We start from the raw sequence: 12614 nt of genomic DNA on the forward strand, positions 1-12614 counted from the left end.
CCTGGGCCGAACATCTGCGGCAGCACGAGCGCGCCACCATGGAGGACAAGCACATCGAACTCACCGTTCAAGGCTTCCATCGTGGCACCGAACCACCGCGCGTACGGCACCTGCTCATGGTCAATCTGCGCGATATGAAGCCCTGAACCCGCGTCTCATTTCGCACCCGCAATGGTCCACGGCATCCAGTACGCCTGCACCATCACCAGCAATCCCATCAGCACAGCCAGCGCGATGCTGTGCCAGAAGACACTGCGCAGCACCGTGCCCGCATCCGGGCTGTCTGGCTGGCCGCCTGTCGCCACAGAGGCCACCACGATGCTCTGCGCGTCGATCATCTTGCCCATCACCCCGCCGGAGCTGTTGGCCGCCACCATCAACTCCGGTGACAGATTCAACTGCTGCGCGGTCACCTGCTGCAGATTGCCAAAGAGTACGTTCGACGAAGTGTCGCTGCCCGTGAGCGCGACCCCCAGCCAGCCGATCAGCGGGGAGAAAAACGGAAACAGCACGCCCGTGCCGGCCAGCATGAGCCCCATCGTCGTGTCTGTGCCGCAGAAGCGTGTGGTGTAGCCCAGCGCGAGCATGAGCGAGATGGTGAGCATCGACGTGCGCACCCGCCACAAGCAGCGCAGATAAATCCCAGCCAGTGACGCAAGCCCCCTGCCGAGGAGCAGCCCGGCAGTGATACCCGCCAGCAGCAGCGCGGTGCCAGTGGCGGAAAGGTAATTGAACGTGAAGTTCGCTTTTTCAGGCTCGGGATTCTTCACGACCGGCGGCATTTTCTGCACCGCGAGATGCAGCGGCGCAAAAGGGATGATCGGCGCCTGCCAGGTGCTGTGTGCCTTCGTGCCGGGCGCGTAGCCGTTGAGCATCGTCTTCGCAAAGGGCGTGGTCCAGAGCCCCACGAACAACGACAGCATGATCCACGGAATCCAGGCGCGGAATGGATGTTCTATTTTCTCCTTCGTGCCCTTCTTTTCCTCAGCGCTGCGCGGTTTCCAGAAACGCAGCAGAAGCACCATCGCAGCCAGGGTGACCAACCCCGCAGCGATATCCACGAGCCAGGGCCCATGGAAATTTGAAACCGCAAACTGCACCAGGCCAAAGCTGCCGCCGCAAACCAGGCACGCAGGCCAGACCTCGACCATGCCACGCCAGCCGACCTGTGCCGTCACCAGCCAGAACGGCACGATGAAGGAGAAGATCGTGAGGTGCAGACCCACAATGGCGCTCAGCACAAGCACATCCAGCCCGGTGACATCCGCGAGAGTCGTGAGTGGAATGCCCAGCGAGCCAAACGCCACCGGCGCCGTGTTCCCAATGAGCGCGAGCTTCGCAGCTTCCAGCGGTTTGAAACCCAGGCCGATCAGCATCGCTCCCGAAATCGCCACCGGAGCGCCAAATCCCGCGCAGCCTTCAATGAATGCGCCGAAGGCAAAAGCGATCAGAAGCGCCTGGATGCGGCGATCTCCCGCCAGCCCCGCGATCTGCTTTTTCAAAGACTCAAACTGACCGGTTTCGACTGAGATTTGATAAATGAAGATCGCGTTCAGCACGATCCATCCGATGGGAAACAGCCCGAACACCGCGCCAAGGCCGCCCGCTGTGAGCGCAAGCTGGACCGGCATGTGAAAACCCGCGACGGCAACGACCAGCGCCACCACCAGTCCGGCAAGCGCTGCGAGGTGCGCCCGCACATGCCAGAAGGCCAGCAGGCCCAACAACGTCACCACCGGCAATGCAGCTAACAGGGACGAGAGCGCAAGATTGCCGAGAGGATCGTAGTTTTGGGACCAGGTCATGGAATGAAGGGATGTGCAAGACGAACAATCGGCATCGTATGTTGCACTTCGATGCCAGAACAGGACATTTTCAATGGCCTCTGCATCCGCCGAGGCCGTCACCATGATCTCCTGTTCAGTTTTTCCCGTTACCGCACCATGGCGTCACTGTCTTCACGCTGCCAACGTCACGGCTTTCGGTGTCCAGACAATCAGCAGACCATCAGTCCACAAAGCTGAATTCATTCAGATTCAAAATCACGCGGCAGGTGTTTTCCAGGCCTTCCCGCTTCGCATATTCGAGCAGCGGCATGATTTCATCGGCGGTCGGACTGCGTGACAACGCCAGCACAAAGGCATGTCGTGTCTGCTCCTCCAGCCCTTGTGTTTCCTTCGACACCCGCTCCGCAAAATGCTTCGCCATGGTGACGACGAGCCCGTTGTTCATCATGGCCAGCGCCTGCAGCGGGCTGAGCGACTCATTGCGCTTCTCCACCCGCATGGACGGATCAGCACAGTCCAGCGTCGTCATGAAAGGCTGCTGCTGCGAACGCACAATGAAGCGGTAGATGCTGCGCCTCCATGACTTCGGATCTTCAGGGTCGTGCAGCAGATACTCGTAATGCGGACTGTGCTGCGGCTTCTCGATGACAAAGTCCTGAAAGCTCGGTCCGCCCATGGTGAGATCCAGCTTACCACTGACTGCCAGGATCGAATCGCGAATCGACTCCGCATCCAGTTTGCGGCGGTTTTGGTGAGAAAGGAAAACGTTGTTCGCATCCGCTGGCTCCGCCTTGTCTGACGACTGCCGGTACGTGTCACTCATCACAATCAGTTTGTGCAGGCGCTTCAAGCTGCCGCTCAGATCATCACGAAACGTGACCGCCAGCCAGTCGAGCAGTTCAGGGTGACTCGGCCTGCCTCCCATGCGGCCAAAGTCATTCGCGGTATCGACCAGCCCACTCCCAAAATGATGCTGCCACACACGGTTCACAATGCTGCGCCAGGTGAGCACGTTGTTCTTGTCGGTGATCCATTTGGCCAAAGCGGCGCGTCGTGCTGATTCAGCCTCGCCATCGAGTTGATACCCATTATGAAAGGCTTCGCTGAGCGCAATAATGCTCTCCGGCCCCACCTCCTTCGCAGGCTGTTTCATATCACCGCGCTTGAGCACCTGAATCACTCGCGGCTTCCCGCCTTCGCCCCCAGTTCCTCGAAAGTTACCCGCACCCGTGTGAATGGCTCCCGCATACACCTTGCCAGGCTCCGGCAGCTTGGCGATCTCCGCCTCAATGACCGCCCGTTGCTTGCGTGTATCGTTGAGTTGCTGGCGCGTCGTCGCATCCGCTTGGGCGAGCATCAGCGCGTCGCGCTCGCTGATGAGCCTCTGCTTGTCCTCCTGCGTGCGTGCCTCAGGCGCGATGCCGTCCGTGAGATTTTTCTTCTGCCAGCGTGGTGCCGCCTCGATGCTGTCGAGCGCCGTCACGGGCTTGCCTGCCGCCAGATTCGGCCCATCTTTCCCCGCAAAGACCTCCATCTCCGCCAGCGCAAAAATGTAGTCGCTCTTGCGTTCCGCGAGCTTCACAGCGGTGACGCGCACGTATCTGCCCATGGCTCCGTCATCTCCCGCCGTGCCCGTTTCAAAAGGTATGAGGCCGGGATTTTTGAAGTCGTTCATGAACGTCGCGTCGTGCTTCCTCCAGATCAGCGTCACTCCGGTTTTGAACGCAGGATCATCACTCGCCTCGACCTTGAAACGCACCGGAAAACCAAAGCCGCCGCCTATGCCGCCATAGTCATCGTAGCAAGGCTTTAACACGATGCGCTGGATCTCCACACTTTTGCCGAGATCCACCTGCACCCACTTCACCGCATTTTGCTCCTTCGCGATGGCGCTGTGATAGCCAAAGTCAGGCTTCACATTCGGATTCGTCTTGGATGCCTTGTCGGCAGCGCCGTCGATGCGTTTGCTGAGTGCCGTATAAGCTTCACCCGCTTTCTGTTTCAACGGCTCCTCTAGAGTCTTGATGCGAACGGCAACTTTCTGACGCTGCTCTTCCAAACCAACGAACCGCTGCATCGAAGCGTCGTCTGGATAGTAATTCACATCCGTGCGATCAACGGCGGCAAACACGGCCTGCAGTGAATAATAGTCCTCCTGCGAGATGGGATCAAACTTGTGGTAGTGGCATTGCGCGCAGCCGACAGTGAGCGAACAAAACGCACCCATCGTATTTTGCACCATGTCATCGCGATCCAAATGCCGCGCGATTTTGCCATCCAGTTTGGACTCCGACACCTCCGCATGCCCAATGTAATCCCAAGGCCCGGAGGAGATAAACCCGAGCGCCGTGATGCCATCCGTGGTGCCTGGATAAAGCGCGTCCCCGGCGATCTGCTCTTCAATAAAGCGCGCATAAGGCTTGTCGCTGTTCAGCGCACGAATGACGTAGTCACGATACGGCCACGCGTTCATGCGCGGCTTGTCCTTGTCATAGCCATGCGTCTCCCCGTAGTGAACAAGATCCAGCCAGTGCCGCGCCCAGCGCTCGCCATAGCGCGGTGACGCCAGCAGATCATCCACCAGCCTCTCATAGGGCAGCGCAGCATAGCGTTCCACATCCGCCGGAGAAGCCGGCAGACCGGTGAGATCAAAGTACAAGCGGCGAATCAACGTGCGCACATCAGTCGGGTGCGCAGGCTTCAAGCCGTGCTCCGCGAGCTTCTCACGAATAAAATCGTCAATCCCTCCATCCTTCTTCACCAGCGGCTTAAAGCTCCACCAATCCAGCCGGTCCTCCACCTTGGCCACGTCTGCACCCTCAGGCCACACAGCCCCTTCATCAATCCAGCGTTTGATCACATCTAGCTCCGCACGGCTGAGCTTGGACTTCGGCGGCATCGCGATCTTCTCATCCGCTCCGCTCACAAAGCGAAACAACGGGCTCTCGCCGCTTTTGCCTGGAACGATGTTCGGCGCATGATCCTCGCCACCGCTCAGGGCGATGGCCTTGATATCAAGCCGGTAGTCGTTCTTCTGTTTTTTCGCACCATGGCACTCATAGCAATGCTTTGAAAAAATCGGCTGCACCTCACGCACAAAATCGACCGCAAAGGCAGGCACGGCGGCGAGGATGATGAAAACAGGAAGGCGCATGGATCATTCATACGACGGCTCGCGGTGGTTTTCATGCCACGCGAGCGCGGGACACTCTATACCAGCCCCTCCTTGAGCGCCTTCGCCACAGCGCCGGTGCGGGTGTTGACCGCCAGCTTTTCGTAGATGCGGCGCAGGTAGGTATCGACGGTGTGGACGCTGAGGGTGAGTTTGTCGGCGATCTCTTTTTTGATGAGGCCGGTGGTCATGAGCAGGAGGATTTCCTTTTCGCGCTCGCTGAGGCCATAGTCGTTCTGCTTGGGGGCGAGCTTGGAAAACATGTCGAGTACGCGGCGGGCGATGCGTGGATTCATCGGCGATCCACCGGCCAGCGCATCCCGCACCGCCTGCGTGATATCAGCGGCACTGCTGGTTTTGAGCAGGTAGCCAGCGGCACCAGCGCAGATGGCGCGGAAGACTTTGTCGTCGTCTTCGAAGACGGTGAGGATGACGACGAGCGTCTGGGGTGCGCGTTCTTTGATCAAACGAATGCCTTCGATGCCATTCATGCCGGGCAGGCCGACATCGAGGAGGATTAATTCGGGCGTGTCAGGCTTGGCGAGTGCCAGGAGCAGTTTTTCGCAGGAGTCGAAATCGCGCGGGCACTGCAAATCGAGCTCGGCATTCAAGACGCGGACGAGGGTGCGACGGAAGGCGGCGTGATCTTCAACGATCCAGAGTGTGTTCATGAGAAATCGGCCTCCAAGGTGATACGGGTGCCCCTGCCGGGCCTGCTGGTGATCTGCAAACTGCCGCCGAGCACGGTGGCACGGTGCTGGAGATTGGCGAGGCCATTGCCAGCAGTGATCGCGGCGACATCGAAACCGCAGCCATTGTCTTCGAGGTGGAGATGGAAGTGTTTTACTTTCCAACTTACTTCAATGCGTACCTGGGTGGCATGGGCGTGGCGGGCGATGTTGTAGGCGGCTTCGCGAATGAAGAGGAAGACCTGGCGATGGAACTCGAGTGAGGCCGTGGCGGAGTCGCCGCTGTTCGGAGACTCAAACTTCCAGTCAATGTCTTTGAGCAAGGCGGCGGCACTTTGGCGCATGGCTTCAACGAGGCTGGTCAGCGGTGGTGCATCGCCTTCGCGCACGAGCCAGATGATGCCCCGCATGGATTCGGCGGCCTCGCCGGCAAGACGATGGATTTCCTCAAGTGAATCGGACGCTGAGCCGTCGCGCAAGGCGAGCTCTGACATGAGGCGGATGCTGCCGAGGTGGCTGCCGATTTCGTCATGGAGATCGCGTGAGATGCGGTGGCGTAAAGATTCGATCTCGCGGCGGCGGGAACGGCGGGAGCGCAGAACCAACAGCAGCGCGATGATGAGCACGAGGAACAGCAGTGCGCCCGCAAGCCATGCCGCGCGATGTTGGGCGCGGGCGAGGGCAGCCGCGCGCTGAACATCCAGCGTGGCGAGTTCATCGGTGAGCTGGCGGCGTTGGGCGAGCTCTGCGAGCCATGCGGCTTCATCGAGCAGGAGGCCGGAGCTGCTGCGACCGTCGATCAGGCCTGCGGGGCTCCATGAGGGCGTGAGCGTGTCGTCGGATGCCGTGATGACGGCGTTGCGGACGATGTTTTTACCTCGGTCGAAGGCCTGCAATTCTGCGAGGGCAAAGACGAAGTCGCCGCTGCGCTCCCATAATTGCGTAGCGGTGATGCGGAGGGTCTGAGCGCGCAGGCCGGGAGTGAGAAAGGCGACGGGGGTGTCGCCGGGATTGCTGAAGTCTGCGCGGGTGCTGTCGAAGATCGTATTGCCGTCGGCTTCTACTTTGAACCGGCGCGGAAAGCCGAAGCCGAAGCGCTCGGGGTAGTCACGCGGATGCGCGGGGATGAGGCGTATCTCCTGAATATCGCGCGGCTCTCCCAGATCCGCCTGCACCCACTTGGTGATCTCGGCGGTGGTGGAGATGCCGCTGTGCCAGCCGTTGCCGTTGATTTCATCTGGATGCACCGGCAGACCAAGCGCATAAGCACCATCGACCAGATGCCGGGGCGACCATGTGGGCAGCGTCTCGACGGAATTGGGAGCAAGCACCTGCGCATGCAGCGCGACGTTGCGGCCTTGGCTGAAGACCAAAAGTTCGCCAAGGCAGAAGATGAAGCGCCGCATTTCATGCGGCTGTGCCGCCAGCTTGGTGGCGGTGAAGCGGATGTGGCGGGCTTTGATGCCTTGTGCGGCGATGTGCCAGGGTGCGAGCGCAGGAGTGACATCGGCGGCTGTTTGATCCAGCAGCGTGGTGGATTCGGCGAAGAGCGGATCGTTGGAAGCATCGAGGCGGAAGCGCCGTGGAAAACCGTAGGCCTCGGCGGCACCGAGCATGGCAGGAATGATGACCACGGCATCCAGCGGGTACTCGGTACCGAGATCAATCTGGACCCAGCGTACGGAATCGGCCTGCGGTGCCAGGCCGCTGTGGAAGCCGGTATGTTCCTGCGGCTGCGGAGCGAGTAGAGCTGGAAGTTTTGCCAGCGCGACATGCAGTTCATCCTGACGGTGATCCAGGCTGGAGAGCTGGGAATTCAGCCACGACCAAGGGGCGGTGGTGAGAAGCGATGCAAGGATGAGCAGACCTGATTTCAAAGGATGAACCATTCCCGACAACGGGCTGAGCGCAACCCACGCGAAAGCGGGACACAACTTTACATTAAGCCTGACAGCGTGCCGGTGCTTGAGCCGAAGCTGTCGGACTCAACCCCCAGGCGTTGCAGCAGTGAGACGAAGAGATTGCTGAGGGGCAGGTTGTTGTCGCGCTTGAAGGCGAGGTGCTGGCCGTGTTTAAAGCCACCACCGGCGAGGAGTATGGGGAGGTTGTAATTGTCATGGGTGTTCGCATCTCCCATGTTGCTGCCAAAGAGCACCATCGTGCGGTCCAGCAGACGCACTTCGTCTTCGCGCTTGGAGGCGAGCGTTTGAATGAGCTTCTTGAAGAGCCGCATTTGTTCACGATCTGCTTCAGCGAGTTGGCGTACTTTTTCTTCGGACTGACCGTGATGGCTGAGCCCGTGATAGCCTTCGGTGGTGTTGTCATCGCCGTGAAGATGAAAGGCTGGCGTGGCGAAGGCATCGACCATGAGCGTAACGATGCGCGTGGAGTCGGACTCGAACGCGAGCTGCGCCATGGAGAGCATGAGATCGAGTTTTTCGAAGATGAGTTTCTTGTCTTGAATGTCTTTGGGCTCGGGCTGGGTGGCGATGGGCTTGGGTTTCAGTTCCCATTCGCGGGCGGTGAGGAGGCGCTCTTCGACTTCGCGAACGGAGGTGAGGTATTGATCCAAGCGTGCGCGGTCCGTGCTGCCGAGGTCGCGGCTGAGGCGCTTGGTTTGATCCAGGAGCGTGTCTAGGATGCTGCCGCGCTCATCAAGCTGCTGCAGTTGTTTTTTGACTGCGGCGGGATCTCCCTGCACAAACATGCGCCGAAACAAAGCCGGTGCGCTGTCCTCCGCCGGCAGGAGCACGCCATCACGCGTCCAGGAAAGACTGCGGTTTGCCTTGTCGATGTTCACCCCGAGGTTCAGCGTCGTGTGTCGCGTCAACTGCCCCAGCTTTTCCGCTGCATACTGATCGAGCGAAATCTGATTGCGAAAGCCGCTCTTCGTCGGTCCCCGTGCGGCGGTGAGGAAGCAATTTTCCGCGCTGTGGCCGCCGTTGACGTCGGGGTGCGACATCCCGCTGAACAAAGTGAACTCATTTCTCACTTCGTTAAGTCCCGCGAGAGTTGGCGACAGCTCATAGTCACGTCCGGCATTCTTCGGGAAGAACGGCTTCGGCAGGAAGCCGAGGTTGTTCGAGATGATGAGCAGGCGCTGTGGCGCTTTCACCTGCGCGGCTTTGCCAAACACTGGACGGAGGCATTCCAAAATTGGGAGCGCAAGTGTCACTCCCGCGCTGCGCAGGAAGCGTCGGCGGGAGAGGGATTTGACGATGTATGGGGCGTTCATATCGTTAATTGCATCCGTCTTGACCAAGAAAAATTTTGCTCTGCACCAACGCCAGCAACAGATCACGCACACGATACCCATCCTTCGCGCAGGCATCCAGCATCGTTTCAATTTCTGGACGATCCGAGAAACGCACCGGGGTGCCGGTGGAGTAAATCGTGAACTGGTGCAGGAGGTTACGCGCGAGCTGGCGAGCGTCAGCGGCGATGAGGGTTTTGAGGTCACTCACGTTCTTGAAATTGCGCCCATCCATGAGTTTGCCTGCGGAGTCCACGGGGCTGGCGACGGTGTAGCTGAAGCTATGGCCCGCGCGATCAACGCCGGTGATGCGCTCGCCTTCTTCCACACCGCGATAGTGAGTGCGCCAGCCGCCGAGGATGTCGAAGTTTTCCAAGGCGAGGCCGACAGGATCAAACCGTGCATGGCAGGCGGCGCAGCTTTTTGATTGGGTATGCAGCGCGAGCAGATCGCGGATGGTTTTGGCACCCCGAATGTCGGGTTCCACGGCAGGCACGCTTGATGGCGGCGGCGGTGGCGGCTGGCCGATCAGGCGCTCCATCACCCACGCTCCGCGCACGACGGGTGATGTATTGGTGCCGTTGGCGCTGACTTTTAAAACCGCCGCCTGCGTGAGCAACCCACCGAAGGGACTGTTCTTGGGCAGGGACACCTTGCGCATGGCTGAGCCGGTGAGTGGTGGAAGCTGGTAGTGTTTGGCGAGGCGGTCGTTGGCAAACACCCAATCCGCCTTCACCAGAACACTGGCGGGCAGGTTTTCGCGGATCATCGCCGTGAAGAAAGTACGCGTCTCGCGCTCCATGCTCTCCACGAGGTATTCATCAAAGCGATATTCAGGGAAGAGGCGGATATCGGGATCGTCCCGGCGGATGTGGCGGAGGTTCAGCCAGTAACCGGTGAAGCCGCGCACGAAACGGTCAAAGCCTGCGCTAGCGATCAGACGTTCACTTTCTTCGCGCAGCACTTGCGGATCACGCAGTTGCTTCCGCTGGGCCAGATCCATCAGCTTTGTATCAGGACGCGAGTTGGTAAGGAAATGCGAAAGCCGTGATGCGATGGCAAAGTGGTCGTCCGCCTTCACCGGCTCTCGCACATAGATGAAGTCGCCGGAGGCAAGAAAGGCTTTGTAACCCGCGAGCATGGCTTCGCTGAAGGGTGCGTTCTTGGCGAGCTGCACCTGGATCAGCGCGTCGAACATCTGCAAATCCTCCTCGGGCACGGGCTCGCGTGCCGCGAGTTTGACAAAACGGCGCAGCAAGCGCTTTGCCACTTGCTGCGGGTCCTTGGGCTTCACCTCCACACCCAGGTCATCAAACAGCACGCGGTGTGATGAAGGCGGCCAGGCTTGCGGTTCAATGGGGCCTTCGATTTCGAGCCACTGCACCGCGATGCCGGGCTGGCCACCTTCCGGGAAGGGAGGGTAGCGGTAGGTGGGGGCCGAGCCGTTGGGATTCATGGCCAGCGGCATCGGCTGACCGAGCAAGCTGTATTCAATGGCTTCGCCTTCGCGCAAGCGCACGGTGGTTTCGAACAAACGCTTGGTGGGTTGAATGTCGATGATGCCGCCTGCGTCATGCACTTCATTGATGATGTCCACGCCTGCAGGCTTGCGAGTGCGGAAGGTCATGGGCACAGGGTGTCTGGCTGGGGTGATCACGTAGCCGGGCTGTTGCAGAACGGCGCGCGCGGAGAAGCGCACTTTGTAGTTGCCGGTGCGTTTGGCGGTGAAGTGTTTGGGAGTGCCCAGGTAGGGCCAGCTGGCTGAGCGGAACAGAGCCATCTCGATGGTTTCGTCTTTGGCGCTGTCCTTTTCGGCGGGGCTGTCTTTGCCTTTGAATTCAATGGCCTTGTTGTCGCGGGCGAAGAACATGGCCTCGCGATTGCCGAAGGTGCCGGTGCCAGGAAAGAGATCAGTACCCACTGCCCGATACTTCACCACCGGCGGTGGCGCTGACTCTGTGGTCATGGCGGCGTGCAGCGCGGCCTCTGCGGCGTCCAGATAGGCGACGAGCTGCACGCGTGACATGTCGAGCATCTCGGTGGTTTTGTTGAAGCGGTGGCCTTCACGGTCTTCGGGGAGGATGTCGCGGATGTCGAGATCGGGGAGCTGGAGGATGTCGCGCAGGTTTTGCTCGTACTCGTCACGATTGAGACGACGCAGCGGGCCGCGACCGTGTGCCAAAATACCGGCGTGATCGGCTTCGTAGATGGAGGCTGATAGCGACTTCACGAGTGCTGCCCGATCTGGCGGTGGCAGGTCTTCGACCTTCGGCGGCATCTCGCTTTTTTCGACGCGGTCATAGATGCGAATCCAGCGCTCGCGGGTGGCGGGGTCGGTGAGATCAAAGGACAGCGCGGTGAGATCAAGGCTGCCTTTTGTGGTGTCCTTGTCGTGGCACTCGACGCAGCTTTGTTCGATCTGGGGCGGCATGCTTTGCGCATGCGCCAGAATGGAAAGAACACTGAAGCTCAGGATGGAGAGGAGGGACTTCATGCTACGAGAGCGCCTCCACGCAGAGCAGCAGTGGCCATGGCACCGGCTTGTTTCACTACCGCAGTCAGTTTGGCCATGCGCTCTTCACTCAGGCGCTGGCTGGGGCCCGTGATCCACAGGGAGGCCATCGCGTTTCCGTCTGCATCCAAGATGGGGGCGGCGAGGCAGTGGTGGCCTTCGAGGTGCTCACCCACATCCACCGCGAAGCCGTTGTTGCGGGCCTGAGCGAGGCACTTGAGGAAATCTTTGCGATTCGAAATCGTCCACGGCTGGAAGCGCTCGAACTTCATGCCTGCGATGATCTCGTCACGCTCGGCTTCCGGCGTGAAGGCCAGCATCACCTTGCCGGGCCCGCTGGTGTGCAGGGGGAAACGGGTGCCGCGCTCGACGTAGAATTTGATCATGGCGCGGCCAATCACACGCTCCAACACAATGCCCTCGAAGCCGCTGAGAATGCCGAGGTGGGCGGCCTCGCCGGTCTGGTCGCTGAGCCAGCGCATGGCTGGCAGGGCGGCCTCGGCAAGCGGGACGTCATCGATCACTGGCTGGCAGAGTTTCAGCAGGGCCGCGCCGACGCTGAAGCGTTTTTCGGCATCGCGCACGAGGTAGCCGTGGGAGACGAGGGACTGGGTGACGCGATAGACGAAATTGACGGAGAGTTTGAGAGCCTCGGCGATTTCGGAGAGCGTGAGGCCTTGAGGGTGGCCGCCGAGACAGTGGAGCACCGCCAAGGCACGATCGAGACTGGGAGTGCTGAAGCCGGAGTCGTGGACGGGGACCTTGGGTTTTGTCCTTGGCTGACGGCGGGGTGAGCGAGTGGCGGCCATTTTCTATATGCTAAAGTGGTTACTCAGGTAGAAACGGGAGAGAGGGGAAGTTTCTTGCGGGCAGTTGTGCTGGGAGCATCCCTGCGGACATGGTTCGAGGGGACGACGGGGAAGTTACAAGTCGTGGTGGATGAATCTGTCAGGCCATGGGCGGTTCCATGCGCACAAGGATGTATTCAAAATCCACCCGCAGGGAGGGGGCTTCGCTTTCCTAACGAGTGATCAGAAGTCTGACCATACCGCCAGAGTTTCCCGAGTCGCAGACTGGCGCACGTAATCGTGCTCACCGTTTTTGTGCGCTCTCCATGTAAACGGCCGCCCAGAAGCCGCACAGAGGACTGTGCGGACCACTTGCTGGCGCCTTCGCGGCAAACCTGGGGTTATTTCTTCAC

General features: G+C 60.0%; 8 protein-coding genes. 1 reads left to right on the top strand and 7 read right to left on the bottom strand.

The genetic code is table 11. From position 1 onward, the window contains the following. The first annotated feature begins 14 nt into the window (after window positions 1-14). Window positions 15-146, top strand: a complete 132-nt coding sequence (locus PSV43_RS23110) for an MFS transporter (RefSeq protein WP_300203367.1) — start codon at window positions 15-17, stop codon at window positions 144-146. Window positions 147-155: 9 nt separating this feature from the next. On the opposite strand, the gene PSV43_RS23115 is transcribed toward PSV43_RS23110, so the two are convergent. The 7 genes from PSV43_RS23115 to PSV43_RS23145 all read right to left on the bottom strand — a co-directional run bounded on the left by PSV43_RS23115 (window position 156) and on the right by PSV43_RS23145 (window position 12222). Then, window positions 156-1805: an L-lactate permease gene (locus PSV43_RS23115; RefSeq protein ID WP_300203353.1), complete on the bottom strand. Its 1650-nt coding sequence runs from the start codon at window positions 1803-1805 to the stop codon at window positions 156-158. Window positions 1806-2007: 202 nt separating this feature from the next. Next, window positions 2008-4941: a DUF1553 domain-containing protein gene (locus PSV43_RS23120; RefSeq protein WP_300203355.1), complete on the bottom strand. Its 2934-nt coding sequence runs from the start codon at window positions 4939-4941 to the stop codon at window positions 2008-2010. A 56-nt stretch (window positions 4942-4997) separates the two neighbouring features. After that, window positions 4998-5630, bottom strand: coding sequence for a response regulator transcription factor (locus PSV43_RS23125; protein ID WP_300203357.1), 633 nt, complete (start codon window positions 5628-5630; stop codon window positions 4998-5000). Further along, the gene (locus PSV43_RS23130; RefSeq protein WP_300203359.1) at window positions 5627-7525 is read right to left on the bottom strand and encodes a histidine kinase; all 1899 of its coding nucleotides are present in this window, start codon (window positions 7523-7525) and stop codon (window positions 5627-5629) included. The genes PSV43_RS23125 and PSV43_RS23130 overlap by 4 nt, the downstream gene beginning before the upstream one ends. Before the next feature lie 59 nt (window positions 7526-7584). Next, entirely contained in the window at window positions 7585-8883 is a 1299-nt protein-coding gene (locus tag PSV43_RS23135) for a DUF1552 domain-containing protein (RefSeq protein ID WP_300203361.1), read from the bottom strand. 4 nt (window positions 8884-8887) lie between these two features. Beyond that, entirely contained in the window at window positions 8888-11395 is a 2508-nt protein-coding gene (locus PSV43_RS23140; protein ID WP_300203363.1) for a DUF1592 domain-containing protein, read from the bottom strand. Beyond that, window positions 11392-12222, bottom strand: coding sequence for an IclR family transcriptional regulator (locus PSV43_RS23145; protein WP_300203365.1), 831 nt, complete (start codon window positions 12220-12222; stop codon window positions 11392-11394). Before PSV43_RS23145 ends, PSV43_RS23140 begins: the two co-directional genes overlap by 4 nt. Window positions 12223-12614: the final 392 nt, after the last annotated feature.

The organism is Prosthecobacter sp. (assembly GCF_029946185.1).
Taxonomy (GTDB): domain Bacteria; phylum Verrucomicrobiota; class Verrucomicrobiia; order Verrucomicrobiales; family Verrucomicrobiaceae; genus Prosthecobacter.

Coding starts and splice junctions, on each gene's coding strand:
- PSV43_RS23115 (WP_300203353.1), bottom strand. CDS start 1,805: ATGACCTGGTCCCAAAACTACGATCCTCTCGGCAATCTTGCGCTCTCG.
- PSV43_RS23120 (WP_300203355.1), bottom strand. CDS start 4,941: ATGCGCCTTCCTGTTTTCATCATCCTCGCCGCCGTGCCTGCCTTTGCG.
- PSV43_RS23125 (WP_300203357.1), bottom strand. CDS start 5,630: ATGAACACACTCTGGATCGTTGAAGATCACGCCGCCTTCCGTCGCACC.
- PSV43_RS23135 (WP_300203361.1), bottom strand. CDS start 8,883: ATGAACGCCCCATACATCGTCAAATCCCTCTCCCGCCGACGCTTCCTG.
- PSV43_RS23140 (WP_300203363.1), bottom strand. CDS start 11,395: ATGAAGTCCCTCCTCTCCATCCTGAGCTTCAGTGTTCTTTCCATTCTG.
- PSV43_RS23145 (WP_300203365.1), bottom strand. CDS start 12,222: ATGGCCGCCACTCGCTCACCCCGCCGTCAGCCAAGGACAAAACCCAAG.